Consider the following 24,943-nt stretch of genomic DNA (forward strand, 5'->3'; position numbering starts at 1 on the left):
TTTCGTTATCTTTATTTTCGAAGATTTTCTATGGTATCTTAAAAAGATTTATCGAGGATTAGTAAGAATCCTTCTATGAAAAGCTCTATTATCCTCCTGTTTTTGTTTCTTCCGCTATAGTTAACAGTTTACAAAAAAAGTGGCTAAGCGTGACCCCTACTGGGTCACGTTTTTAGATTTCAGATAAGTAAAAGCCACTGCTGTCTCGGTGGCAGCAGTGGCAACGCTCGACATTACCGTTTTAAATTGTTCGCCTGCCCTAGCATTTCATCGGAGGTTTGGATTGATTTGGTGTTAACCTCGTAGGCCCGCTGAGCCGCGATGAGGGCTACCATTTCTTCGACAACCTGAACGTTTGACGATTCCAGGTAGCGCTGAGCAATGGTGCCTCTTCCTTCTTCTCCTGGGATTCCTTCGATCGCGTCGCCTGATGCGGCAGTTTGGGTAAGCAGGTTCCGACCCTCGCGGTTCAAACCAGCCGCGTTCGTAAAGGTATAAATCTGGAGTTGCCCCAGCTCTTCTCGAGTTCCTTCGGCGTTCTGATAGGTGATTCGTCCATCAGAATTAATATCGATGTTCGTCGCCCCTTCAGGGAACGGGTCTATACCGTCGAGGCGATATCCGTCCGCATTGGTCATATAGCCTTCACTATCAATTTTGAAGCTGCCATCCCGGGTATAAAAGGGCCGATCGGCATTCGTTGGGTTCGTCAGACGAAAATACCCTTCCCCCATGATGGCCATATCGCTTGGGTTCTCTGTCTGAATCATGTTTCCGTTGGTTGCAATCGTAGTGATGGAACTAGGACGGACACCGGATCCGACGAGCATCCCTGTCGGCACTTCTGCCGTCGCCGCACGCAGGTTGGTATATAAGAGATCCTGAAATTCAGCACGGTTCTTTTTGTATCCGTATGTATTTACGTTGGCCAGGTTGTTGGCGATGGTGTCCATATTCAGCTGTTGGGCCTTCATCCCCGTGGCTGCTGAGTACATGGCTCGAATCACGATGGTTCACCTCTCTGATTCGTTATAGAGTTCCACTTAGTTCGTTTACAGTTCGCAAGGTTCTATCTCTACATTTACTACCGTTATCTCAATTATGCTCTTCCTAATTCCCCGCAAGCTTTATCCAAGGTCCCATCCTGGGCTTGGATGGCTTTTTGGTTCGCCTCGTAGGCACGAGCGGCACTAATCATCTGGACCATTTCTTGAACTACGTTGACATTGGCCAGTTCAAGACTGCCTGATTTCACTTCCGTTTCTCCGGCAGTCATCTCCCGAAGTGTTCCGTTGCCTTGCTGTTGACCCGATAAACGAAAGAGGCTGTCACCTTGTTTCTCAAGAATCGGCTCCTGTCCGGCCACTGGTTCGTCAAAACCCATGATGCGCAACTGGTCTAGTTCTTGGTCGCCGTTAAAAATGCGGCCATTCGCATCAACGTGAATTTTCGCATTAGCCGGGACAACGATGGGACCCTTTTGCCCAAGAAGCTGATAGCCGTCGGGGGATACTACGGTTCCGTCGGCTCGGACTGAAAATTGACCGTTACGGGTGTAGCGCTCCCCATCGGGTGTATTGACGACAAAATATCCTTTACCGTTGAGAGCCAAGTCGGTAGGATTATCGGTCACTCGTACCCCTGAATAGGAGAAGTCTGTCATAATCCCGTCCGGGGTAGCCCCTGTGCCGAGCCGGCCGATGACCGGATTTTTTTCCGTCTGACCCGGTTCAGGGGGGCTGAAGTCGGCCATCCGCCGAATGAGCATTTCCGGAAAAGCACGGAAGACGGCCATATCTTTTTTGTAGGAGGGAGTATTGACGTTAGCGAGGTTGTTCGCGATTACGTCCTGGTTCGTCTGCTGGACGAGCATTCCCGACGCTGATGTGTATAAGCCACGAATCATTGAGGGATGATTCACCTCCGTATTTGCCCTTGTACGTCTGGTCCAATGATTTGATCTATCGAATGGATTCAGGCTCAAGAATCACAATCTGCAAAACAGTATGTATAGCGACATGTAGTCACGTCTTATTATATCGTCAAACGCAGCCAAAATCTTTAGGGAAAAAGTCCTTTCATTTGTAAAAAATAAAAAAACCGGGGGTTTAACCCCGGCGTTGTAAGACCTCTTTGAGATAGGTAAGAAACTCTTCGGCCAAATCGTCCCGGCGCAGCGCAAAATCCACTGTCGCTTTCAGATAGCCGAGACGATCCCCTACATCATATCGAGTGCCCTCGAAAATGTAAGCGTAGAGGCCGCGCTTGAGTTGTGAGTGCAAGCCGTAGAGCGCATCGGTCAGTTGAATTTCGCCGCCCTTACCGGGAGCCTGGTTTTCCAAGATATCGAAGACGTCCGGTTCAATGACGTACCGGCCCATCACCGCTAGATCAGAAGGTGCACGCTCAGGATCGGGCTTTTCCACGATGGAGTTGAGCTTCCACGTGTTTGGCGCTATTTCCGCTTCGAGGGAGACGATGCCGTAGCGGCGGCTCTGTTCTCTGGGGACCGGTTGCACGCCGACGACGGTTCCTTTCACCTGGTGGTAGGCGTCGATCAGTTGTCCGATACAAGGTTTATTGGCGTGAATCACATCATCGCCCAAGAGGACGGCAAAGGGTTCATCGCCGATAAAGGAACGAGCGCAGTTGATGGCGTGTCCGAGCCCAAGCGGTTCTTTTTGCCGTACATAATGGATATCGGCCAAGCTGCCGATCTGGCGGACCGTATCGAGCAGTTCCCACTTTTGTCGGTCTTCCAGAAAAACTTCCAACTCAACGGAACGGTCAAAGTGATCTTCGATGGCCCGTTTATTCCGCCCGGTGACGATCAGGATATCTTCGATGCCAGCCGAAATGGCCTCTTCGATGATGAATTGGATCGTCGGCTTATCAATGATGGGCAGCATCTCTTTCGGCTGCGCCTTTGTCGCGGGAAGAAACCGCGTCCCCAGCCCAGCGGCCGGGATAATGGCTTTTCGAACCTTTTTCCGCAATACAAACCCACTTCCTCTAGAGCCCCGTCGGAGATGGTGCGCTTTTACAAAGCCTCTCCGATGGCACAGTTTACTCTATTGTTTTATGGTTTGTACTGGATTATGTGCTACATCACTTTTTTCGATAGGATCGTGTTCTTTTGCAGGTAGTTAAGCATGCCTAATGCCAGGCCTGTCCCTAATGCGACGCAGGAGATGGCATCGTCCGCTACATGTACCGGCAGCCGGGTTTCTTTGGAGATGAGTGTATCTAGTCCGTTGAGCAAGGATCCGCCGCCGGTCATGACGATGCCTTTGTTCATGATGTCGGCCGACAGCTCCGGTGGAGTCCGTTCGAGGACCTCTTTGACGCCGCTGACGACGGCTTCGATGTTTTCCTGCATGGCCCGGTATGTTTCCATCGTCGATACCCGGACGGTTTTCGGTAAGCCGCTGACAAGGTCCCGTCCACGGATCTCGGCGTATTCTTCGCCTTTTCGTCCTTGCGGGTAGGCGGTGCCAATTTTGATCTTCAGTTCTTCTGCAGTCCGCTCACCGATCATGAGGGAGTGTTCTTTCCGGATGTAACGGACGATGGCTTCATCGAACTTGTCCCCACCAACGCGGAGCGATTTGGAGCAGACGATGCCGCCCAGCGAGAGGACAGCGATGTCGGTGGTGCCGCCGCCGATGTCCACGACCATCGAGCCGGAGGCTTCCGAGATGTCCAGGCCGGCCCCTAACGCCGCTGCTAGGGGTTCTTCGATGAGATAAGCCTGCCGCGCACCGGCTTGCAGTGCCGCTTGCCGTACGGCCCGCTCTTCGACGCCAGTTACGCCGGAGGGGATGCAGACCATCACCCGCGGTTTAAAAAAGAAAGACTTGCCGCACGCTTTCGTGATGAAATAGCGCAGCATCCGTTCGGTTACGTCATAGTCGGCGATGACTCCGTCCCGCAGGGGCCGGATGGCGACGATATTGCCCGGTGTCCGGCCGAGCATCCGCCGTGCTTCTTCCCCGACGGCAATGATGGAACCTGTATCCTTGTTGATGGCCACCACTGATGGCTCCATGAGCACGATGCCTTTTCCCTTTACAAAAACCAGCACGCTGGCTGTTCCCAAATCAATCCCAATATCCACGTTTAACCCAAACACGCGCCGTCCCCCTAGTCTGCGACAAAATTTCGAGTTTCTATGTCAAATACAGTATACCCTGTCGAATACATGCAGCCAAGGGGAACTGGGAATGAAATTTTTGCGACAAGCACAATTGGCGCGATGAGGTTGCCTACAGCGCTTCTTGATACTTTTTTCGCGTAGCTTCCCCACCCCGGATATGCCGTTCTGCCTTGTTTTGTTCTAGGACGTTTTTGATTTCCTCGGCCAGTTCCGGATTGATGGACGGGAGGCGTTCGGTTACATCCTTGTGGATGGTGCTCTTGCTGACTCCAAAGACGGTTGCCGTTTGGCGTACTGTAGAGGCGGTATCCAATATGTACTGAGATACCTCCATCACTCGTTTGCGGATGTATTCCTGCATGCCCGGCCCTCCCTCACCTGAAGTCAGTTAGATTATATGAGGGAGGGAGGAAAAAAGAACGACGAGGGGCGCCGAAGCTAGGCGGTAAAATCCGGTCATATTCGGGAATTGTTGCCGTATTCGAAGGCTAATACATCTTTTTTAACTCTGTTTCCGGATAATAATGGGCAAGAATTTCTTCGTAGCTCTTCCCTTCTTCAGCCATGGTGATATCGCCGGTTTGACAAAGACCGACCGCATGCCCATATCCGCGGGTTTGGATGCGCAGTTGATTCTTTTCCCATTCCATCTGCAGATCTGTCGAGGCGAGTCCTAACAGAGAACGGAATTTCGTTCCTTCCAGGTCTGTCTGACCGATCCGGATGGTCTTCACACGCCCGCCAGCCGTTTTATCGGCGACTTGCAGGGCTTTTGCCCGGTCTTTCGGGCTCATCGCCGCTAAGGTCGTCCCGAACTTGGCATCGAGTTCTTCCGCGGTAAAGCGGGCTTCCTTGACGACTGGTTTTTCCGGGCACGATACGCTCTGTAAATAGGGGATGTCCGCCCCCCAGACGTCGGCAGCCGACTCGGTGTGGCCGCCACAAGCGGCGTGGTAGGTCGCGTCAATGACCTGGCTGTGATAGAGCAGGAACTGCCCTTGCGTCGCTTTGACCGCTTGCTCGATCCGCCAGGTGTAGAGGGGAGTTTTCAGGCCCCACCGTTCTTGCCGCTCTTCCGGCGAGAGCCAGACTTGGCAGTGGACAGTAGTACAGATGGGATCTCCCTTTAGGGCGTGGTACCAGGCGTAGCCGCGAGCAGCTACGGCCATCGCTTTTAAGGCTTCCGGGGGATCGAGCGGGGACATTTCTCCGGAGAGCACGCCGACGAGGTATTCTTCCATGGGAATGTCCGAGATGTTTCCGTCTTTTTGCTGTAGCTGTATCTTCGGTCCTTCCGGTGGAGTTTTCCAGAAGAGAATTTGCGGATTCTTGAGGATGAGCAAGGGAATGCCCAAAACCAGCAGCAAAGCAGTCATGATGGTCCCGAGCAAGTAGAGTTTCCAAGGCTTCCACCGACTTCGTCTCGCGGGCATGAAAATCCCTCCCCGTCGTCGTCCATGCGCCTACATGTTTATGACGAGGAGGGATTCAAGATACCTAGCGACTGCCTCTTGCTCCTAAAATATAGCGGTGTCAACGCTAGCGGGGGAGTTCTCTTTGAGCTTAACAGCCCCCATTATACCGGTCGATTCGTGCACCTACTGCCCGCAGTTTTCCGACGATGTCGTCATACCCGCGATCTATATGGTGAACGCAGCTGATCTCTGTAGACATTTCCGCGGAAAGGGCCGCGATGACGAGGGCCGCGCCGGCTCGCAGATCTGTCGCTTTGACTGGGGCGCCGTAGAGTTTTGATACGCCTTGCACGACGGCGGTCCGGCTTTCGACCTTGATCTGGGCACCCATCCGTTTCAGTTCATCGACGTGCATAAAGCGGTTCTCGAAGACGGTCTCGGTGACGACACTGGTCCCTTCACTGACTGCCAGCAACGCCATCATCTGGGCTTGCATGTCTGTCGGAAAGCCGGGATAGGGGAGGGTCTTGATGTCCACCGCCCGGAGGGGTTGTTCCGCTTTGACACGCAGGCTTGTTTCCATTTCCTGAACGGTGACGCCCATCTCTTTCAGCTTGGCAATGACCGGTTTGACATGGTCGATGATGACATTGTCGACCATGAGGTCTCCGCCAGTGGCAGCGGCCGCGACCATATAGGAGCCGGCTTCGATGCGGTCGGGGATGGGTGTGTAACTTGCCCCATTCAGTTGTTTGACGCCTTCGATTTTGATGACTCGTGTGCCGGCCCCTTTGATCTTAGCGCCGACGGCGTTCAGGTAGTTGGCGAGGTCGATGATTTCAGGCTCTTCGGCAGCGTTTTCGATCACCGTTTGCCCGTCGGCCAAAGCAGCAGCCATCATCAGGTTTTCCGTGGCCCCTACGGAAGGAAAGTCTAAGTATATCTGGGCCCCTTGTAACCGGCGGCACCGGGCTTCTACATGGCCGTGTTCCATTCGCACTTTGGCACCCATTGCCTCTAGGCCTTTGAGGTGCAGGTTGATCGGCCGCGTTCCGATGGCGCATCCACCGGGCAAGGAGATTTTCGCCCTACCGAGGCGGGCAAGCAACGGTCCCATGACCAAAAAGGAGGCACGCATGCGCCGGACAAATTCATAAGGCGCTTCATGGCTGATCAGTTTGCCGCAGCGAACGACGATGTTGTTCTCGACACGGGCCACTTCGCAGCCCATATGTTGGAGGACCGCGCAGGTCGTATCGACGTCGGCCAACCGCGGCACATCGGCGATGATCGATTCGCCGTCAGCCAAGAGGGTGGCGATCAGAATCGGCAGTACGGCATTTTTGGCGTTGCCGACACGAATATTTCCGACGAGGGGGATACCCCCGTTAACGACTATCTTTGTTTCCATCTTATTGCTTCTGCCGTCTTCATGTAGTGGTTCTGGAAGCCGGCGGCTCCCCCCTTCTTCCGGGTTTTCCCATTTTCTGCTGGATATGTAGAAACTTATTAGGTTTTTAGTCCAACCTGAATATTTTTCGACAGGTTTATTGCCTTTCCTGCCTAAAATAATTTTTCCGAAAACCTTTTTTCTATCCTACATCTCCTGCATGACGAGGGGGTAACCGATGGCAAAGTAGGTCCGCTGATCCACGCCGTGATAGCGAGCTAAGGCCTGTAGGTTGAGATTTTGCTCTCCCATTTGGATTCCCTTGGGAAGTAGCGGACAGTAGCCGCTGACGAGCAGTGCGTCGTTGTTGGTCACCCGTACGCGCTGAGCTTGGATTCGTTCGAAGCAGGCGTTAATGGCAACTTCTTGTTCTTCCGGCGATAAACGACCATCCCGGCTTCCATGCAATGTGACACTATAGTCAAAACCGGGATTTTTTTCGGCATATTTATTCAGCCGTTCAAACCATGATCCCGTAGTAAATTCCGGAAGCGGTTGGTTGACTGACAGGGTCAGATGGCCTTCATTTCCATCGAGTTGAAGGGTCATTTCCAGATGGGCGTTATCCGGTTCATCACAGTGAAGCTTTCCGTAGAGTCGTTTTCCCTCCATACGTACGTTCGGCTGTTCCGTGCAGTCGTGATTCGTCACGTCTTTATACGTGGTCAGCAGATACAAGCCAGCCCAACCAAGTGGATCCCTGTTCCATGGATAATGGAGCACCCTTTGACTCATCCCGTTGTTATCGTCAGAATGAGGCGCTCTGCTTTCGTCAATTTTCAACGAACTTCTAGTAAACGAAGGGGCCGTTAAAGAGGATTTTGCCTCATTATCGTTCTTTTGATCGTTCTTTTGCGGATTTCCATGTATGTTTACACTCTGATTTACCGTAGGGGTGATGGGAGAATTATCTGGAAATCTCAGTGGGATCCAGAGAGTCACCGAACCATCCGTCGGGGTTATATGAGCCTGTTCCATAGCACGATGTATCTTGTTAATACTTTCCGGATCAACTTTTTTTAGCTCTGTCGACGAGAGTTCCCCTTTCGGATCCGTTGAATCAATTTTACTATAGCTCGCTCCCGGTTCTTGAGCTTGGTCTGTTATCTTCAAACTTTCACTTTTCCAACTGTTAGGAACGGGTAATGACGTCCAAGGGATGATGCTTTCCAACTTTTCCACCATTGCTGGTATATGATTCAGTCTGTATTCTACGATGGTTTTTTCCACTTCGGGAATACGATACATGACCCACTTGGCTCCTGCACCATCATTTCGAAAGAGGAGAAAGAAGCTGATGAAGATGAACAGTGTCGTCTGAAGGATCATCTGAAAGAGGAACTTACACATGAAAAACACCCTTTTTCCGGCAGTAATCATTTCCAGTCTTGCCGTTAGGGGTGTATTTTTAATCTTTTATGGGTAATGTTCGTTTGTTGTTACGCTATGCCCAACTTGAGCCGGATCTTACGGTTTACCCGTCGCAATAAGTTCCAACCGTTGGCCGATGTGCGAAAGAGGTTCATCGTTTCGGGCTTTTGCCGGAAGAAATCCTTTTCGAAAAGGGGTAAGATCGCCGAGGCGAATCTAAACTGGGTCAAGTAAATCATGTTTTTCCAGTAAGCCCGTTCTCGATCCTCTTGGGAACCCGTATGGGTCCACCAACTGAAGGACCGATACATCTCTTCGATCGGTTTGGATTGTTCTCGCTTTAGCTCTTCCCAAGTGAGCAATCCCTGGTTGATAGCCAGTTTTTCGATGTCTGTTCCAGGCAAGAAGCTGAGCCCGTGCAGGTTCAGGGTATAGGGTTTATAAAGTTTCCGACAGAGATGATATGTGTCCTCTAAATCTTTAACGGTTTCGAAAGGACTGTCTAGTATCAGGTCGTAGACCATTTCCGGTACCTTCGCCTCTGCGAGGATCCGGCTCATCTCGATCAATTGTTCATCTGTCTCGATCCGATAATAGATGTCTTTTCGAATGCGTGCTGATCCGTGTTGAATACCGATGACGATTTGATGCAACCCCGCATTGACGAGCAGTTCGATGATGTTTTGCTTAATTTTTAAGGGGTGGCCCCAGATATTAAAGGGAAGGTTGATTTCTTGCTTATACATATGGACGAATTCTTTGACCCATTCTTCGTCATCAGCAAAAATCTCATCCCAGAACCAGACCATGCGCATGTTTTTGACCTGGCTCCGTGCCCACTTGAGCTCTTCAATGGTATTTTCGACGGAACGCATGCGTACGAAGGTTCCTTTATTTTTATAGAGGCGCTTTAAGCTGAGGCAACTGCAGTAGGAGCAGACGTAAGGACAGCCTCGGGATGCACTCATTTCATAAGAAATACTGCCAAGCAGGGGGTCACAGTCCCATAGCTTGCCGTGAGAGATATGCGTCATACCTTCCCCGCCCATGTCGGGAAAGGGTAATTCGTCCAGCTCCTGCCGAAGCTGATTCATCTCATTGATGATGACTTGTCCATCTTTTTTGTAGCAGAGGTTAGGGACGTCCGTAATGTCTCGTCGCCCTTCTAACGCTTCGACGAGATCGATGATGGCCTCGTCACATTCGCCACGCATGAGATAATCGCAGTGTTCCAACCCTTCCTTCGGAAACAGCGTCGCGTAGACACCGCCCCAAAGCAGGGGAACCTGAGGAAAAGTTGATTTAATCCGCAAGGACATTTCCTGTGCTGCCGATAGGTAAAAAGAGGACATCACACTAAGTCCAATCACGTCCGGATTCAATTCAGTGAGCTTATCGATCAACAGATGATATTCCTGTTCCGTGGGACTCGATGCATTAAGGCTGTTGAAATCTTTGAAGAAGATGAGATTTACCGAGTAGCCTTTGTTTTTTAAGGATGCCGATAGGCACCGTACGCCGAGTGCTTTTGCGTTGTATAGTCCGATGAGTACAACCTTGGTCGTTTTCATGGTTTAACCCCGTCAGCTTGGTATTTACTGCTTATGTTGCGTAAGGTATCCAGTTATTATTCCTTCCATTGTTCGAAATGAATTATTGGATTGTAAGGGTGCCTAGAAATTTAAAACACTAAAGGCCAACCCTTACTTTTTTTAGTAGTCTGACCTTCTTTTAAATTCTACGTTCTTTGATTAACTATTCTTCTTACAATTTCTTAGTTCAATTATCTCTGTCGTGAGTTCGTAAATACTCTCGGCTATCCCTATGGCTTTAAACGCATTTTCTTTAGTTGCCTCCGGCCAATCGCCAAAATATCTGCCTGCGGTCACCCAAGTAGTTAGCCATTCTATGTCTATGTCCTCAAATTTAGCTCTTGAATCTTTCGGAAGTAAATCTACCAATTCATCGAGTTTATGACTTCTTCGTATAGGAGTTTCGAATAATGTCATAAGCGCTTTTAAGGATTTTTCGCCACTTTGTTGCGCTAGAAAACAAGCAGTTCTTGGTGGTAAGTCCTCACGACTACTGAGATGTTGAGCCGTTATTAAATCTTCTTTTGCGTACTGAAGCCAGCGTAAAACATCATGTGAGGGATCAAACGGCACGTTCATACATCACCAGTCCTTCCGTGAGTGCAGAAACGTATATATATCCGTTCATATTGCCAAACTTATCGATTGTCTCTGGATTTGCCACTATGATATCTTTAGGGACTCGAAAATCCCTTAGTTCTCTTCGAATCTCGGCCATGACTTCGAGGTAATCAGCCTTTTCGCACTCCATGATGATGAGGATGTCGATATCGCTGTCAGGTCGGGCTTCTCCTCTTGCCCATGAACCAAAAATGATCACTTTTATGGGTTGAAAGCGGTTCACTATACGGTCGACCATCTCTTTTACAATTTCTGAAGATATCTGCATACCTTCGTCCACCTTATTAGACTTATTTTCTATATTTTACCACATAGGCCGTTTAATTTGCACCATTTAAAGAAAAAACGCCAACTCTTCCATTTCGGAAGGTTGGCGTTTTTTAATCCCTAGGGATCATTCTATTACTATTGGTTATGTTTTGCAGCCTCTAAGCGCAGTAACGCCCGTTTCAGTGCCATTTCGGCCCGGTCGATATCTACTTCAGAGTTGCCGGTCTGCGCTTTTTCAATGCGCTGTTCCGCCCGGCGGCGAGCTGCTTCCGCCCGGGAGAGGTCGATCTCCTGGACTTTCTCGGCCGCGGTCGCCAGGACGGTGACCTTGTTGTTGGCGACTTCCAAAAAACCGCCGGTGATGGTCAGTTTTTTGTTTTCACCGTGTTTGCCGTACTCCAAGAGGCCAATGTTCAAGGCGGTCAGCATGGGAGCATGGTCGGCCAGTATACCAAGGCTTCCCTCGGTACCGGGGGCGGAGGTGACCTCCACTTCCTCGTTGACGACCACCCGCTCGGGAGTAACCACCTCGAGGAGGTAGGTCTGGTTGGCCATGACTGGTCACTCCCCTCTTACGCCATTTCCTTGGCTTTTTCCACAGCTTCTTCGATGGTGCCGACCATGAGGAAGGCACTTTCTGGAAGATCGTCGTGTTTGCCTTCGAGAATTTCTTTGAAGCCACGGATGGATTCTTTGAGGGGAACGAATTTGCCGGGCATGCCGGTGAAGGCTTCGGCGACGAAGAAGGGCTGGGACAGGAAGCGCTGGATCTTCCGGGCCCGGGCCACGACCAGTTTGTCGTCGTCCGACAGTTCGTCCATCCCCAAGATGGCGATGATGTCCTGCAGTTCTTTGTAGCGCTGCAGCATTTTCTGGACGCCCCGGGCGACGCCGTAGTGCTCTTCGCCAACAACGTTGGGGTCCAGAATCCGGGAGGTCGAGTCGAGGGGGTCCACGGCGGGGTAGATCCCGATCTCGGCGATGGCCCGGGAAAGAACGGTGGTGGCGTCCAAGTGGGCGAAGGCCGTAGCGGGCGCCGGGTCCGTCAAGTCGTCAGCAGGCACGTAGATGGCCTGTACAGAGGTGATGGAACCGTTCTTGGTGGAGGTGATCCGTTCTTGCAATTGGCCCATTTCGGTGGACAGTGTAGGCTGGTAACCAACGGCGGAGGGCATCCGGCCGAGGAGCGCCGACACTTCGGAACCGGCCTGGGTGAAGCGGAAGATGTTATCGACGAAGAGGAGCACGTCCTGGTTCTGCACGTCACGGAAGTATTCGGCCATGACGAGACCGGAGAGGGCCACGCGCATACGGGCACCGGGGGGCTCGTTCATCTGACCGAAGACCATGGCAACGTTTTTCAGGATGCCGGAATCTTTAAATTCGTGGTAGAGGTCGTTACCTTCCCGGGTCCGCTCGCCGACACCGGCGAAGACGGAGAAGCCCGAGTATTCCATAGCGATGTTGTTGATCAGTTCCTGAATCAAAACGGTTTTGCCGACGCCGGCGCCGCCGAAGAGGCCGACTTTACCGCCTTTGGCGTAGGGAGCCAGCAAGTCAACGACTTTGATCCCCGTTTCAAGAACTTGGGTGGACGGTTCGAGACTTTCAAAGCTCGGCGCTTTGCGGTGAATGGGCCAGAATTCCTTGGCGTCCACTTCACCGGCTTCGTCGATGGGGTTGCCGAGAACGTTGAACATGCGGCCCAGGATTTCATTGCCGACGGGAACGGAGATAGCGGCGCCGGTATCGAGGGCGCGCATGCCCCGGGTCAGACCGTCAGTGGTGGACATGGCGACGCAGCGGACGGAGTTGTTGCCGAGGTGCTGCATCGCTTCGAGGGTGATGTCGATGTCGACGGTGCCCTCGTAGTTTTCCTGATCGGCCTTGCGGATCTTGATTGCGTTATAAATCTCAGGCATCTGACCGGGCGGGAACTGAATGTCCACGACCGGTCCGATGACCTGGATTACTTTTCCGAAGTTCATCGAATGCTTTTACCTCCCCTGGTAGGAGTCACGATACATTGTTTAGCCAAGCGCCGCGGCACCGCCGACGACCTCGGAGATTTCCTTGGTGATGGCGGCCTGACGGGCCCGGTTGAAGGACAAGGTGAGCTTGTCGATCATTTCTTTGGCGTTGTCGGTGGCCGAACCCATGGCGGTCATCCGGGCGCCTTGTTCGGACGCTTTCGATTCGAGCAGCGCCCGGTAGATTTGGTTCTCCACGTAGCGGGGAAGCAGTTCACTTAATACGGCTTCAGCGCTCGGTTCGAACTCATACAGAGGGCCTACGCCGTTTCCATCGTCGCCGGCTGCTTCACCGGACGGCGAGGGAATGGGCAGCAGTTGCATCTGGATCGGTTTTTGAGTCAACGCCGAGAAGAACTCGGTGAAGACCAGTTCGACCTTGTCGAATACGCCTTCTTGGTAGAGCGCCATAACCTTGCCGGCGATCTCTTTCGCCATGGCATAGGTGATGTCTTCGCCCAAGCCGACATATTCGGCTTCGATCTTTTTGCCGGTCCGCCGGAAAAAGTCCCGGCCTTTCCGGCCGACACAGACCAGGGATACGTCGTTGCGGCCTTTCACATCCTGATGGACTTTCCGGATGATGTTGCCGTTGTAGCCGCCGCACAGTCCGCGGTCAGCGGTGACGATGACGTAGCCGGTATGTTTGACGTCCCGCGTCTCCAACAAGGGATGGTTTACATCCTGGACAGCGGCCACCAGTCGCGAGAGGACCCCCTGTACGCGCTTGGCATAGGGGCGGGCTTGGGTGACTTTCTCCTGAGCCCGGCGCAGTTTGGCCGCCGCCACCATTTTCATGGCTTTGGTGATCTGCTGGGTGCTTTTAATCGAACGAATGCGGCGCTTAATATCGCGCATTCCAGCCATGTTATTTCACCTCGCTATCCTCTCGGAGTCTTTTCATTGCGTCAGACTTCGAGACTAAGCCACGAAGGTCTTTTTGAACTCTTCGATGGCTTTTTTGAGCCGCTCGGTGATATCGTCGTTGAGGGCTTTCTTCTCGCGGATATCCTTGAGAATGTCGGCCTTCTGGGTGCGTAGGACTTTGATAAATCCTTCTTCGAACTTCAGCACGTCGGCCACTTCGATGTCGTCCAGGTAGCCGTTAACAGCGGAGAAGATAATGGCCACTTGTTCTTCAACAACCATGGGGACATACTGGTTCTGCTTGAGGATTTCGACGAGCCGTTGACCGCGGTTGAGGCGGGCTTGGGTCGCTTTGTCCAGGTCGGAGCCGAACTGGGCGAAAGCGGCCAGTTCGCGGTATTGGGCCAGTTCTAGACGGAGGCGGCCGGCGACCTGTTTCATCGCTTTGATCTGGGCGGCACCACCGACCCGGGATACGGAGATACCGGCGTTGATGGCGGGACGAATGCCCGAGTTGAAGAGGTCCGACTCCAGGAAGATCTGGCCGTCGGTGATGGAGATGACGTTCGTCGGGATGTAGGCCGACACGTCACCGGCCTGGGTTTCGATGATAGGCAGCGCGGTCAGAGAGCCGGCGCCGTATTCATCGGAGAGCTTCGCAGCCCGTTCCAGCAGGCGGGAGTGCAGGTAGAAAACGTCGCCAGGGTACGCTTCGCGGCCGGGCGGACGGCGGAGGAGCAGGGAGAGTTCCCGGTACGCGACAGCCTGTTTGGACAGGTCGTCGTAGATGACCAGGGCGTGCTGTCCGTTGTAGAGGAAGTATTCGCCCATGGCGCAACCGGAGTAGGGAGCGATGTAGAGCAGCGGAGCCGGCTCGGAAGCCGTTGCGGTGACGATGATGGTGTAATCCATCGCGCCATGCTCTTCGAGGGTCTTCACGACACCGGCAACAGTCGAAGCTTTTTGCCCGACAGCCACATATATACAGGTCACGCCTTGACCTTTTTGGTTGATGATCGTGTCGACAGCGACAGCCGTTTTACCGGTCTGACGGTCACCGATGATCAATTCCCGCTGGCCACGGCCGATGGGAACCATGGCGTCGATGGCCTTGAGGCCGGTCTGCAGGGGTTCATGAACGGATTTCCGTTTGATGACCCCAGGGGCTTGCGATTCGATGGGACGGAACTGTTTCGCATTGATGGGACCTTTCCCGTCGAGCGGCATGCCGAGCGGGTTGACAACCCGACCGACGAGCTCGGGACCGACGGGAACCTCCACGATGCGGCCCGTCCGTTTGACCGTGTCCCCTTCTTTGATGTCGGTGTAGGGACCGAGAATAACGCAACCGATGTTATCTTCTTCGAGGTTCAGCACCATGCCGTAAACCTGTCCGGGGAACTCCAACAGTTCACCGGCCATGGCCTTTTCCAAGCCATAGATACGGGCAATACCATCACCGACCTGAATAACGGTGCCAGATTCGGCGGCCTCCAGGGGTTTTTCGTAACGCTCGATCTGTTGCTTGATAATGGCGCTAATCTCTTCAGGACGTAAACTCATGGACGGTTCTTCACCCCTATTCTCTTGTGAGAGTTACCAGTTATGGAAGCGACGGCAGAGGAATCTGCTGCAGGCTTTCTTTTAGGCTCCGGATTTTTCCGGCTACAGAACCGTCAATGATCCGGTCGCCGAAGGCTACGACCAGTCCGCCGAGCAGGCTGGGGTCGACTTGACGATGGAGTACCACCTGTTTTCCGGTGGTGGTACGGAGTTGTTCTTTGAGGCGTTCCACCTGTTCCTCCGACAGTTCGACGGCGCTGGTGACCCGCGCTTCGACGATGTTGCGGATTTGGTTAGCCAGGCGGACGAATTCCTGGTAGAGTTCGATGAAATAGTTCTCCCGGCGCCGTTCAATAACGAGAAGGATGAAGGCCCGTACCGTCTCAGGGAATTGATCCGCTTTGAGTACGGCGTTGACGAGCTCCTTTTTCTCGGCCATGACGACGGAGGGATGATAGAGTACCCGGCGAAGGTCATCTTGGTTGTCCAACATGTTCACAAATCGGCCAAGGTACTGTTCCATTTCGTTCAGGCTGTTGGTCTCGATGCCGATCTCCAGCAGAGCCTGGGCGTAGCGGCGAGCGACAGCACCATTTAGCATGGCAGTTTCCCCACTTCGCCGATGACTTCATCGACCAACTGACGCTGGGTGTTCTCATCCAGGTTCTTTTCAATGATCTTCTGCGCGGCAAGGACGGAGAGACCGACCACATGGGCACGCAGCTCTTCGAGGGCTTTTTCTTTTTCCCGTTTGATGTCGGTAACGGCTTTTTCTTTCAGCCGCAGGGCGTCCGCTTGGGCCGCCGCAATGATTTCCTGGGCTTTTTCCTCGCCCACTTTGGTGGCGTTGACAATCAGTTCATGAGCTTCCTGACGGGCTTTTTGCAGTTCAGCTGCATATTCGGCCCGCAAATTGGAGGCTTCCTCAAGGTCGCTTTCCGCCCGCTTGATCGATTCGTCGATTTTGCGGCGGCGCTCGTCGAGCGCGCCCAACAAAGGTTTGAAGGCGACCTGTTTCAGCAGCGCAACCAACAGCAGGAAGCTGACCAGCATTGCCAGGAATGTCCCATTTAGGTTCAAAGCCTCAAGCACCGCTGAACCTCCTTATCGGAGAAAACGCTTCGCTGTTTTCTAAGTTTTTGATTTTAGGATGACCGATGTAAAAAGGGCTGAGTGAATTACTTGCTGCCGATGTTGTAGAGCAAGAAGGCGATAACGACGGTGATGATGGGGAGCGCTTCGATCAGACCGACGGAAATGAACATGGTCGTTTGCAGAGCGCCACGAGCTTGGGGTTGACGAGCGATACCTTCAACCGTTTTGGAGGTGACGAGACCGTTACCGATACCGGCGCCGAGAGCGGCGAGACCTACAGAAAGACCGGCACCCAAGAGAGCTAAAGCTTTGACATCCACGAAAAAACCTCTCCTTTCATGTTTTCCAGCATACTGGCTGGAACATTGCACATTTCTTTTTTGGTGATTTAGTGAGCATCGGCAGAGCCGATGGCTTGGGCGATGTACACAATGGTCAAGACGGTAAAGACGAAGGATTGGATGGCTCCGACGAAGACGGAGAACGACAACCAGATTAGATGGGGTATGAACCCGCCTGCCGCGTAAGCCACTCCAAAGGGCAGGAAGGTGAGCAAGACGGAGATCAAAACTTCACCAGCATAGATGTTCCCGTAAAGACGGAAGGCCAGCGTAACTGGTTTGGTGACCAATTCTACGGCGTGTATGGGGAAAAACACCCAGTTTGGAGTAAAAAAGTGACCGAAATAGTGGCTGCCGTTGAACTTGATCCCATAGTACTGCACCAAAATAATGGTCAATGTCGCCAAGGCCATTGTCGTGTTCAAGTCTGCCGTCGGAGACATCATGTTCGGATTCATATGAATATGACCGACGCCGAAGGTGAAGTTCGGGAACAGACCGAGCATGTTGGCGAAAAAGATGAACATGATTAACGTGCACAGGTAGCTGAGCAATCCGGCCAGTTTCTTGTAGTCGGTGTTCTCTGTGATCAGTCCACTGACGAAGTCAATGACGTACTCCCAGATAGCGACGAGACGGTCAGGAACTCCGGTGGTCGCCCGTCTTCCCGCTATGTACCCGAAGACAAGCAGGAAGGCCATGACGATCCAGGTCATCAACAGCGTATCAGCCCAGAAGCTCATCCCCATAAAGTGCCACACCTGCCGTGTGTGTTCTCCCATAAACTTTCTGATTCACCCCTTTCATTTAGTCTTTTCCCACGATGATGTGGATCTTTGTGCCTCCACCATCCCAAACATCAGCGAGATCGCCGGTGTCAGGAGGAGGCCGAAACCGGTAGCCATGAGATCGAAGACGCCGGGGGTTTTGTAGGCGATGAGCAATGCCAGTACGCTCAAGCTCAGGCGAGCGAATGAGCTGAACTGGATGTTGCGCACAGCCTGGTCGGGGTCTTGATCATCCATGCGGGCGAGCCGCATGTAGAGAAGCCGCGATGCTGCGATACCGGATGCCCACCCGAGGGCTACGCCTGAAGGGAGGTCCGGCCTATCGACGAATGGGATGAGCGCCAGGCAAGCTCCCACCCCAAGGAGACCTGCGCGCCACAACCGCGAAAGAAGCTGTTGCAATTCCATGGTTCTTTGTCCACTCCCGTTTCCCACCCTACCAGGCGTGTCACGGACGGCTTCACTCCGGGAGGTCATCTTCGGTCGTCTTCCCTTTATCTTCCTTGAAAAATGTTGCGACAAGGTAGTAGACACCGAAAAACCCGCCAGCGACACCCACTAAAACACCAGTGAGCATCAGCCACGGGTCTGTCCCCCAAACACTATCGGCGTAGCGGCCTGCTAGATAGCCGATGTACACTGCAGCCGCAAACTCGGCGCCAATGGTCGAAGTTAACGCGAACGCTCTCAAAACTCGCTTGGAGGGTAATTCAAAGTTGGCCAAACCTTTCCCCCCTGAAAATATCAGCCAAAGCTAGCATGCCCTGGATGGAATGGCCTCATTCCACTCTATACCTGCTTCGTTTCTTCAACAGCAATTCGGCAAACCTCTTACGCACTAGAAGCCAACAATAGTTATTCGCGTTCAATGGCAAAAATCCTACTTTGATCCAAAAAGAATCTGCTTCGTCTTTGATGTATACATGATCCATGAATCCGATCGCTTTTCATTGATTTTGAAAAAGCTTCGTGTCTGGATCGGGGTGCATTTACTCCGTTCGCTAAGGGCTTCGCGGCTACTCGCTTGGACGCGCTGGGCGCCAAAACCTCTGGGCTTTTCTGCATGTGAACCATGGCGCCCTAAACGCTCAGCATCCTGCGCTCGCTGACGCCGCTACGCCCAAAACGCTCACTCCGTAAACGCACCCACATTTCGCCAATGCGCCCACAGGCTTTTGAATCTGCTATCGGGTAGCGATAAAATACTGGATTACTTCGCTTGATTTACACTTATTACTACACTTAGGTACTAAACTGCTTCACAGGTATACTTAGTGGATCACTTTACTGGATTAAACTCCTCGGGCTTTGCTTCGCTTCGGCCAAAATGATGTAAGATCGCCTGAACGGTGCGCTCGCTGGCCTTTCCATCGCCGTAGGGATTGACGGCGTTGGCCATAGCGTCGTAGGCGCTCCGGTCTTCCAACAAGGTAAGTGTCTCCCGGATGATGGTCTCGGCGTCGGTGCCGACGAGTTTCACCGTACCGGCCACGACCGCCTCGGGCCGCTCGGTCGTATCCCGCAGAACGAGTACCGGTTTGCCTAAGGACGGGGCCTCTTCTTGCATGCCGCCCGAGTCAGTCAGGACAAGGGTGGCCCGGGCCATCAGGTTGACGAAGGGCTCATAATCCATCGGTTCCACGAGGTGGACGCGAGGGTGTTCGCCGAGGACTTCGCTGACGACGCGGCGGACTGCCGGGTTTTTGTGGACCGGGAAGATGATTTCCGCCTGAGGGCGGGATTCTAATACGGTATAGAGCGCCCGGTAGACTTGGCGCATCGGTTCGCCTAAGTTTTCCCGGCGGTGAGTCGTCACCAGCAGAATTTCCCGGTTTTTAAAATCAATTTTATTCAAGGCGGGGTCAATAAATTCATAATCTGGACGGACAGTCGCTAATAAAGCATCGATGACCGTGTTGCCCGTGATGTAGATGTTGTCTTCGGAAACGCCTTCTTGGCGAAGATTTTGTTGGGATGTGGAGGTCGGTGCGAAATGAAGGGTGGCGATGGCGCCGGTCAGTTTCCGGTTCATTTCTTCCGGGAAGGGGGAGTATTTATTATGGGTCCGCAATCCCGCTTCCACATGGCCGACGGCGATCTGCTGGTAGTAGGCCGCAAGGGACGCCACAAAGGTCGTCGTCGTGTCGCCGTGGACGAGGACCACATCGGGCCGCTCTGCTTCCAAAACCGGTTTCAGCCCCAGCAGTGCTTTCGATGTCACATCGTACAGGGTCTGTTCCGGAGCCATGATGTTCAAGTCGTGGTCCGGCGTGATCTGGAACAGTTTCAGCACTTGGTCGAGCATTTCCCGGTGCTGAGCCGTGACGGCCACTTTGGAGATGATCTGTTCCGGGTATCTTTCGAGGGCTTTGACCACCGGTGCCATTTTGATGGCTTCCGGACGGGTGCCAAAAATGGATAGGACTTTAATCGGTGCAGGCATTTCGTTCACTGCCTTTCAACAGAATTCGAGGCTAGATAACCCCGAAAGGTGAGCTTTTCCCTGTGTTCCGCGATCAGGCTGTCCAAATCAACATCCAACTGGTACATAAAGGTGGCGCAGGTCTGCATCACGTCGAGCAGTTCCCGGGCGATGAGCTTATCGATCTCTTTCGGAGCCAATTGGGCTTCGACCTCATCGGGCTGCAGTGCAGCCAGGCAGGACGCCAAATCGGACGCCGGCACGGCTTTTCCCGGCTCTAAGAGCCGTTCCAACAGGCGCGTTAATTCCCGGGCACGCAGTTTCCGCACGACCGTCTGCCGCTCTTCTCCATTGAGCTGCCGGACTTTTCCGCAGATCTCCGCCAGTTCTCCCGCTTCTTCGACGAGCTTGATCATGGTGCTTTCGATGGTCGGCGTGAGGGCTAAACGGGGAAACACTTTTTCCAACTGTTTTACGAGTTCCGCCATTTATTCGTCTCCCTTTTCCCGCGTCGGTTTATGAACGACTTCCATCCAAGGGGCAAGGGCGAACCAGTCACAGTCGGTGTGATAGTCCCGGGCAAAGACGACTCTGGAAATCCCTGTGGAGATGAGCAGTTTCGAGCACTCTGCGCAGGGCCTGTCTGTCACATAGACGGTGGCGCCCTTGCGATCATCGGGCGCACACTCGAGCAGCGCATTGACTTCCGCATGGATCGTGCGGATGCAATGATGGTTCAACATGTAACAGCCTTCGTCAGCACAGTGGGGCAGTCGGGCAGGGCTGCCGTTGTATCCTGTCGCCTTGATGCGTTTGTCTTTGACAATGACCGCACCGACGCTTCTTCTCGGGCAGGTGCTGCGACTGGCCACTTCGAAGGCGATGTCTAAAAAGTAACTGTCCCAATCTTTTCGCATGGCAGTCCCCTTCAAAAAGGCTAACTCAATGGACGAATGATGTTACGTCATTATGATATAAGAATCATCCCGTAAGAGCAAGAAATTCGGCCCTTTCGCGGAAAACCCTACCTATTCTGAATCTAATTATTTAGACTAATTTCTCAATTTAATTACTTTATTTTTGAAATTTTATGTTTTTGTTTTTATTAATTATTCTAACTTGCGCTATTTCTTGTAAAAACATTTACGTATCTTTGTGTACCCATTACCATAAGAAAGTCGTAACTCACCCGCTGTCGGTGTCAGAAAATTCCTTATCAGAAAAGATTGCCGTATTTACATGCCTGTATTGGGTGATAATACCGTCTAGGAAATTTTCCCGCCTTTGGTTTCTCCTTCACAGTCTCTCTTGCCGCACTTTTTGCTTCTTCATTTCCCACCGCTTTTCAATAACGTTATAGCAAATGGAGTGAAACAAATGGCTATGGTAATCATCGGAGCCGTCGCAGGCGCTGTGGTTGGTGCTGTCGTCGGTGCTATTGTCGGAGGCGTCGCATCAGGGGGTTTCTTTTAAGCCTTCGATAACTTTGATCAGGTTTTGTCAGGCATGTAAAAGAACATATGCCACCGATGATGATTACTCGCTGGTAACCATCACCGGTGGCACAGTGGCACCCCCTGTCCGATGGGCAGTGAGGGTGTTTTTTTATTTCGTGCCGAACAGCCGATCTCCCGCATCGCCGAGTCCGGGAACGATGTACGCATGTTCATTCAATCGGGGATCGAGGGCTGCCGTAAAGATGTTCACATCGGGATGATCCTTCTCCACGCGAGCCACCCCTTCAGGAGCCGCGATCAGGACGACCAGTTTGAGGTTGCGGGCACCTTTTTTCTTGAGCAGCGTCAAAGCCGCCGAGGCCGAACCACCTGTAGCCAGCATCGGGTCAATGACGATCATTTCCCGTTCGGCCACATCTTGCGGCAGTTTGCAATAGTATTCAACCGGTTCTAGTGTCTCCGGATCGCGGTAGAGGCCCACATGGCCCACCTTGGCTGCCGGGATAAGCTTGACAAATCCGTTGATCATGCCCAGTCCTGCCCGGAGGATGGCGACGACACCGAGCTTTTTACCGGCGAGCACTTTCGTCTTGGTCACGGCGACAGGAGTTTCGACTTCCGCTTCGGCCAGCGGCAGGTCCCGGGTCACTTCATAAGCCATTAGCATGGCTACTTCTTCGACAAGTTCCCGAAACTCTTTGGCACCGGTCGATTTGGAACGGATAAAGCTGAGTTTGTGCTGGATCAGCGGATGATCCATGATAAAGACTTTGGCCATGGTTATTACCCCCGTTTGTTCAAAACCGTCTTAGTGAGTTGCCTTTTACGTGTAAGCCGAAGCTTGAGATTCATATGTTCGTGAATCATCGGGAGTAGCGTCGTTACGATGATGTCAAACATGATGTCAGATAGTAGTCGATGCCAGATAGACCTTGTTGTTAGATAAAAGTCGTTGTTAAGTCGAGCTCGGGCCGATCTTAGGGTAACCTTGATGGGCAGAACCCATCCCGGACATCGAGAAGACCGGCACCCTGAAGGGTAGATCATCGCAAAAAATTTATGGTTCTCCTTTGCCCTTACGTTTAGTTTAGGCGTATAAAGGGAACTGCTGGCAGAGTTCTTTTACGATGGCGCGAGCTTTGTCCAAAGCTGCCTCGCTGCCGTCGCTAAGGCAGAGGTCGATCGCTTCGGCGATTTTGACCATGGCTGCTTCGTCCATGCCCCGGGATGTGGCAGCCGGCGTACCGATGCGAACGCCGCTGGTGACGAAGGGGCTTTGCGGGTCAAAGGGAATGGCGTTTTTGTTGACGGTGATGTTCGTCTCGTCGAGACGTTTTTCGGCCACCTTACCGGTCAGGTCTTTGTTGCGCAGGTCGAGCAGCATCAAGTGGTTATCAGTACCGCCTGAAACGAGCTGGAAGCCCCGCTCCATCAAGCTTTCCGAGAGCGCTTTCGCGTTTTTCACGATTTGCGCCTGATAGGTCTTAAATTCCGGCGCCAAGGCTTCTTTGAAGGCCACCGCTTTGGCCGCGATGATGTGCATGAGCGGTCCGCCCTGCATGCCCGGGAAGATGGCTTTGTCAATCTTGGCGGCCCATTCTTGTTTGCAGAGGATCATGCCGCCGCGAGGTCCCCGGAGGGTTTTATGGGTCGTCGTCGTGACAAAGTCGGCATAAGGAACGGGAGACGGATGCAGGCCGGCGGCAACGAGTCCGGCGATGTGGGCCATGTCGACCATGAACAGGGCTCCTACTTCGTCGGCAATCGCCCGGAAGCGAGCAAAGTCAAGGGTGCGCGGATAGGCGCTGGCACCGGCGACAATCAGTTTCGGCTTGGCTTCCCGGGCGATCCGGGCCACTTCGTCATAGTCGATCATGCCGGTTTCTTTGTCGACACCGTAGGCAACGAAGTTGTAGTATTTGCCGGAGATATTCACAGGCGATCCATGGGTTAAGTGACCGCCGTGGGCCAGGTTCATGCCTAAGACCGTATCGCCCGGCTCAAGACAGGCGAAGTAGACGCCTAAGTTGGCATTGGCGCCCGAGTGGGGTTGTACGTTGGCATGTTCGGCACCGAAGAGTTCCTTTGCCCGGGCGATGGCGATGGCTTCCACTTCGTCGACGAATTCGCAGCCGCCATAGTAGCGCTTGCCGGGATAACCTTCGGCGTATTTGTTGGTCAGGACGCTGCCGGCTGCTTCCAGGACAGCTTCACTGACGAAGTTTTCTGATGCGATCAGTTCGATGTTGTTTTTCTGCCGGTTCTTCTCCCGGTCCATGGCTGCGGCCACGTCAGGGTCGACGTGACTCAGGTACTTCCAGTCGCTCACAAAAAAGGCCCCCTGTTTTTCATTTTGAATATGCGAACATGTTCTATGCCTCAATATATCCTCAAGGGATACCATTGAGTGTCACATGTAGCAGGCTCTTTCTCCGCCGATGAGTTTTGGCCGGGTGCGGGCGGCATTGAGGCGGGCATGTCCGATGTGACGAAGGCTGAGACGGACAGGGACCGCGACCGGCTTCAAATGCATGCCGATCAAGGTCTCACCGATGTCCAACCCCGCATGGGCCCGGATGCTTTCGACCACCACCGGCTGGGTAAAGCCGTTCATCGCCTGCGCCGCCAGTGATCCGCCGGCTTTCGCCACCGGTTTAACGCTCACTGGCTCTAGTTCTCGGTAGAGTTTTACCATTTCCCGCTCGACCACAAGGGCGCGGTTCAAATGTTCACAGCATTGAACAGCAAGAAAGATACGGCGGCTTTGGGTCACCGACAACAGCGCCTTGAGAATCTCCTGGGCTACCTCTTCGGAACCACCGGTTCCGATCATAGCCCCGAGTACTTCTGAGGTGCTGCAGCCTACGACAAGAATCTGTTCCGGCTCCAATCCAGCCATCTGGACTAGTTCTGTCGCAGCCGTGGTCACTTGGGCCCCGATGTTGTTCATCTACGATGTCCCCCTACTGTTCCAAGGCACGCAGTTTTTCGACGCGGCGGGCATGGCGCCCTCCGGCAAAGTCACTGGAGAAGAAGGCCGCCACGATTTCTCTCGCCAGTCCCGGTCCGATGACCCGTTCGCCCATGGCGAGCACGTTGGCATCATTATGCTCCCTAGCCATTTTGGCCGAGAAGGTATCGGAACATAAGGCGCAGCGGATGCCGGGAACTTTGTTGGCGGCGATGGAGATGCCGATGCCCGTCCCACAGATGACGATGCCAAAGTCATACTCTCCAGCGGCTACGGCCCGGGCGACTTTGGCGCCGAAGTCCGGATAGTCGACCGATTCTTCTGTGTGGGTTCCCAGATCATCCAGGATGATCTCTTTGTCACCGGCTTCTTTCGCAAAATAGGTTTTGATCTCCTCTTTCAGGCGAAAGCCGCCGTGGTCACTACCGATCGCGATTTTCATTCATTTCACTCCAGATTCTTAACTGCAACTCGAATGGTTAAACCTACACAGTTAACTCCACGTAACCATTAGCCCTATGAACGGGAAATCCC

The 24,943-nt window shown here is 53.0% G+C and carries 28 protein-coding genes; all 28 read right to left on the reverse strand.

Annotated elements, in window-relative coordinates:
* Positions 1-233: 233 nt before the first annotated feature.
* On the reverse strand, positions 234-1,007 hold the full coding sequence (gene flgG / locus H1S01_RS08250) for a flagellar basal-body rod protein FlgG (protein WP_188039615.1): 774 nt from the start codon (positions 1,005-1,007) through the stop codon (positions 234-236).
* Positions 1,008-1,099: 92 nt separating this feature from the next.
* A complete protein-coding gene (gene flgF, locus H1S01_RS08255; RefSeq protein ID WP_188039616.1) occupies positions 1,100-1,906 on the reverse strand; it encodes a flagellar basal-body rod protein FlgF in 807 nt (268 codons plus the stop codon).
* Positions 1,907-2,108: 202 nt separating this feature from the next.
* The gene (galU, locus tag H1S01_RS08260) at positions 2,109-2,996 is read right to left on the reverse strand and encodes a UTP--glucose-1-phosphate uridylyltransferase GalU (protein WP_188039617.1); all 888 of its coding nucleotides are present in this window, start codon (positions 2,994-2,996) and stop codon (positions 2,109-2,111) included.
* A 107-nt stretch (positions 2,997-3,103) separates the two neighbouring features.
* Positions 3,104-4,132: a rod shape-determining protein MreB gene (mreB, locus tag H1S01_RS08265; RefSeq protein ID WP_188039618.1), complete on the reverse strand. Its 1,029-nt coding sequence runs from the start codon at positions 4,130-4,132 to the stop codon at positions 3,104-3,106.
* 133 nt (positions 4,133-4,265) lie between these two features.
* Positions 4,266-4,517 (reverse strand): sporulation transcriptional regulator SpoIIID, encoded by a 252-nt coding sequence (gene spoIIID / locus H1S01_RS08270; protein ID WP_155476687.1) that lies wholly within the window; start codon positions 4,515-4,517, stop codon positions 4,266-4,268.
* A gap of 127 nt (positions 4,518-4,644) precedes the next feature.
* Positions 4,645-5,589 (reverse strand): stage II sporulation protein D, encoded by a 945-nt coding sequence (spoIID, locus tag H1S01_RS08275; RefSeq protein ID WP_188039619.1) that lies wholly within the window; start codon positions 5,587-5,589, stop codon positions 4,645-4,647.
* A gap of 130 nt (positions 5,590-5,719) precedes the next feature.
* Positions 5,720-6,982 (reverse strand): UDP-N-acetylglucosamine 1-carboxyvinyltransferase, encoded by a 1,263-nt coding sequence (murA, locus tag H1S01_RS08280; RefSeq protein ID WP_188039620.1) that lies wholly within the window; start codon positions 6,980-6,982, stop codon positions 5,720-5,722.
* 186 nt (positions 6,983-7,168) lie between these two features.
* Complete coding sequence (locus H1S01_RS08285) at positions 7,169-8,371, reverse strand: YwmB family TATA-box binding protein (protein ID WP_188039621.1); 1,203 nt, start codon at positions 8,369-8,371, stop codon at positions 7,169-7,171.
* 89 nt (positions 8,372-8,460) lie between these two features.
* Positions 8,461-9,963 (reverse strand): B12-binding domain-containing radical SAM protein, encoded by a 1,503-nt coding sequence (locus H1S01_RS08290; protein WP_188039622.1) that lies wholly within the window; start codon positions 9,961-9,963, stop codon positions 8,461-8,463.
* Positions 9,964-10,143: 180 nt separating this feature from the next.
* The gene (locus tag H1S01_RS08295) at positions 10,144-10,563 is read right to left on the reverse strand and encodes a HEPN domain-containing protein (protein WP_188039623.1); all 420 of its coding nucleotides are present in this window, start codon (positions 10,561-10,563) and stop codon (positions 10,144-10,146) included.
* Positions 10,547-10,873, reverse strand: coding sequence for a nucleotidyltransferase domain-containing protein (locus tag H1S01_RS08300; RefSeq protein ID WP_207732249.1), 327 nt, complete (start codon positions 10,871-10,873; stop codon positions 10,547-10,549). The genes H1S01_RS08295 and H1S01_RS08300 overlap by 17 nt, the downstream gene beginning before the upstream one ends.
* A gap of 137 nt (positions 10,874-11,010) precedes the next feature.
* On the reverse strand, positions 11,011-11,430 hold the full coding sequence (locus H1S01_RS08305) for a F0F1 ATP synthase subunit epsilon (protein WP_155476682.1): 420 nt from the start codon (positions 11,428-11,430) through the stop codon (positions 11,011-11,013).
* Between the two features lie 17 nt (positions 11,431-11,447).
* Positions 11,448-12,863, reverse strand: a complete 1,416-nt coding sequence (atpD, locus tag H1S01_RS08310) for a F0F1 ATP synthase subunit beta (protein ID WP_188039624.1) — start codon at positions 12,861-12,863, stop codon at positions 11,448-11,450.
* Between the two features lie 42 nt (positions 12,864-12,905).
* Positions 12,906-13,772 carry an ATP synthase F1 subunit gamma gene (gene atpG / locus H1S01_RS08315; protein WP_188039625.1) on the reverse strand — a complete coding sequence of 289 codons (867 nt, stop codon included), beginning with the start codon at positions 13,770-13,772 and terminating at the stop codon, positions 12,906-12,908.
* A gap of 54 nt (positions 13,773-13,826) precedes the next feature.
* Positions 13,827-15,335 (reverse strand): F0F1 ATP synthase subunit alpha, encoded by a 1,509-nt coding sequence (gene atpA, locus H1S01_RS08320; protein ID WP_188039626.1) that lies wholly within the window; start codon positions 15,333-15,335, stop codon positions 13,827-13,829.
* A gap of 40 nt (positions 15,336-15,375) precedes the next feature.
* Positions 15,376-15,936, reverse strand: coding sequence for a F0F1 ATP synthase subunit delta (locus H1S01_RS08325; protein ID WP_188039627.1), 561 nt, complete (start codon positions 15,934-15,936; stop codon positions 15,376-15,378).
* A complete protein-coding gene (atpF, locus tag H1S01_RS08330) occupies positions 15,930-16,427 on the reverse strand; it encodes a F0F1 ATP synthase subunit B (RefSeq protein ID WP_341479062.1) in 498 nt (165 codons plus the stop codon). The genes H1S01_RS08325 and atpF overlap by 7 nt, the downstream gene beginning before the upstream one ends.
* Before the next feature lie 86 nt (positions 16,428-16,513).
* Positions 16,514-16,750, reverse strand: coding sequence for a F0F1 ATP synthase subunit C (atpE, locus tag H1S01_RS21410; RefSeq protein WP_170291904.1), 237 nt, complete (start codon positions 16,748-16,750; stop codon positions 16,514-16,516).
* 68 nt (positions 16,751-16,818) lie between these two features.
* A complete protein-coding gene (atpB, locus tag H1S01_RS08340) occupies positions 16,819-17,553 on the reverse strand; it encodes a F0F1 ATP synthase subunit A (RefSeq protein ID WP_155476676.1) in 735 nt (244 codons plus the stop codon).
* 21 nt (positions 17,554-17,574) lie between these two features.
* A complete protein-coding gene (locus H1S01_RS08345) occupies positions 17,575-17,967 on the reverse strand; it encodes an ATP synthase subunit I (protein WP_188039628.1) in 393 nt (130 codons plus the stop codon).
* A 52-nt stretch (positions 17,968-18,019) separates the two neighbouring features.
* Positions 18,020-18,283 carry an AtpZ/AtpI family protein gene (locus H1S01_RS08350; RefSeq protein ID WP_188039629.1) on the reverse strand — a complete coding sequence of 88 codons (264 nt, stop codon included), beginning with the start codon at positions 18,281-18,283 and terminating at the stop codon, positions 18,020-18,022.
* Between the two features lie 555 nt (positions 18,284-18,838).
* Positions 18,839-20,002 (reverse strand): non-hydrolyzing UDP-N-acetylglucosamine 2-epimerase, encoded by a 1,164-nt coding sequence (wecB, locus tag H1S01_RS08355; RefSeq protein ID WP_188039630.1) that lies wholly within the window; start codon positions 20,000-20,002, stop codon positions 18,839-18,841.
* Positions 20,003-20,007: 5 nt separating this feature from the next.
* A complete protein-coding gene (locus H1S01_RS08360) occupies positions 20,008-20,469 on the reverse strand; it encodes a nucleoside triphosphate pyrophosphohydrolase family protein (protein WP_188039631.1) in 462 nt (153 codons plus the stop codon).
* Complete coding sequence (locus H1S01_RS08365) at positions 20,470-20,898, reverse strand: deoxycytidylate deaminase (RefSeq protein ID WP_155476671.1); 429 nt, start codon at positions 20,896-20,898, stop codon at positions 20,470-20,472.
* A gap of 688 nt (positions 20,899-21,586) precedes the next feature.
* Positions 21,587-22,216 (reverse strand): uracil phosphoribosyltransferase, encoded by a 630-nt coding sequence (gene upp, locus H1S01_RS08370; RefSeq protein WP_188039632.1) that lies wholly within the window; start codon positions 22,214-22,216, stop codon positions 21,587-21,589.
* Between the two features lie 309 nt (positions 22,217-22,525).
* The gene (locus H1S01_RS08375; protein ID WP_407928952.1) at positions 22,526-23,797 is read right to left on the reverse strand and encodes a serine hydroxymethyltransferase; all 1,272 of its coding nucleotides are present in this window, start codon (positions 23,795-23,797) and stop codon (positions 22,526-22,528) included.
* A 51-nt stretch (positions 23,798-23,848) separates the two neighbouring features.
* Complete coding sequence (locus H1S01_RS08380; RefSeq protein ID WP_188039634.1) at positions 23,849-24,388, reverse strand: TIGR01440 family protein; 540 nt, start codon at positions 24,386-24,388, stop codon at positions 23,849-23,851.
* 13 nt (positions 24,389-24,401) lie between these two features.
* On the reverse strand, positions 24,402-24,851 hold the full coding sequence (rpiB, locus tag H1S01_RS08385) for a ribose 5-phosphate isomerase B (protein ID WP_188039635.1): 450 nt from the start codon (positions 24,849-24,851) through the stop codon (positions 24,402-24,404).
* Positions 24,852-24,943 lie beyond the last annotated feature (92 nt).

This window comes from Heliobacterium chlorum, from assembly GCF_014502795.1.
In the GTDB taxonomy this organism is placed as follows: Bacteria; Bacillota; Desulfitobacteriia; order Heliobacteriales; family Heliobacteriaceae; genus Heliobacterium; species Heliobacterium chlorum.

Coding starts and splice junctions, on each gene's coding strand:
- H1S01_RS08380 (WP_188039634.1), bottom strand. CDS start 24,388: ATGAACAACATCGGGGCCCAAGTGACCACGGCTGCGACAGAACTAGTC.
- H1S01_RS08360 (WP_188039631.1), bottom strand. CDS start 20,469: ATGGCGGAACTCGTAAAACAGTTGGAAAAAGTGTTTCCCCGTTTAGCC.
- wecB (WP_188039630.1), bottom strand. CDS start 20,002: ATGCCTGCACCGATTAAAGTCCTATCCATTTTTGGCACCCGTCCGGAA.
- murA (WP_188039620.1), bottom strand. CDS start 6,982: ATGGAAACAAAGATAGTCGTTAACGGGGGTATCCCCCTCGTCGGAAAT.
- atpD (WP_188039624.1), bottom strand. CDS start 12,863: ATGAACTTCGGAAAAGTAATCCAGGTCATCGGACCGGTCGTGGACATT.
- H1S01_RS08365 (WP_155476671.1), bottom strand. CDS start 20,898: ATGCGAAAAGATTGGGACAGTTACTTTTTAGACATCGCCTTCGAAGTG.
- H1S01_RS08345 (WP_188039628.1), bottom strand. CDS start 17,967: ATGGAATTGCAACAGCTTCTTTCGCGGTTGTGGCGCGCAGGTCTCCTT.
- H1S01_RS08295 (WP_188039623.1), bottom strand. CDS start 10,563: ATGAACGTGCCGTTTGATCCCTCACATGATGTTTTACGCTGGCTTCAG.
- H1S01_RS08305 (WP_155476682.1), bottom strand. CDS start 11,430: ATGGCCAACCAGACCTACCTCCTCGAGGTGGTTACTCCCGAGCGGGTG.
- H1S01_RS08285 (WP_188039621.1), bottom strand. CDS start 8,371: ATGTGTAAGTTCCTCTTTCAGATGATCCTTCAGACGACACTGTTCATC.
- atpA (WP_188039626.1), bottom strand. CDS start 15,335: ATGAGTTTACGTCCTGAAGAGATTAGCGCCATTATCAAGCAACAGATC.
- spoIIID (WP_155476687.1), bottom strand. CDS start 4,517: ATGCAGGAATACATCCGCAAACGAGTGATGGAGGTATCTCAGTACATA.
- upp (WP_188039632.1), bottom strand. CDS start 22,216: ATGGCCAAAGTCTTTATCATGGATCATCCGCTGATCCAGCACAAACTC.
- H1S01_RS08325 (WP_188039627.1), bottom strand. CDS start 15,936: ATGCTAAATGGTGCTGTCGCTCGCCGCTACGCCCAGGCTCTGCTGGAG.
- atpG (WP_188039625.1), bottom strand. CDS start 13,772: ATGGCTGGAATGCGCGATATTAAGCGCCGCATTCGTTCGATTAAAAGC.
- rpiB (WP_188039635.1), bottom strand. CDS start 24,851: ATGAAAATCGCGATCGGTAGTGACCACGGCGGCTTTCGCCTGAAAGAG.
- atpB (WP_155476676.1), bottom strand. CDS start 17,553: ATGGGAGAACACACACGGCAGGTGTGGCACTTTATGGGGATGAGCTTC.
- H1S01_RS08290 (WP_188039622.1), bottom strand. CDS start 9,963: ATGAAAACGACCAAGGTTGTACTCATCGGACTATACAACGCAAAAGCA.
- spoIID (WP_188039619.1), bottom strand. CDS start 5,589: ATGCCCGCGAGACGAAGTCGGTGGAAGCCTTGGAAACTCTACTTGCTC.
- H1S01_RS08300 (WP_207732249.1), bottom strand. CDS start 10,873: ATGCAGATATCTTCAGAAATTGTAAAAGAGATGGTCGACCGTATAGTG.
- flgF (WP_188039616.1), bottom strand. CDS start 1,906: ATGATTCGTGGCTTATACACATCAGCGTCGGGAATGCTCGTCCAGCAG.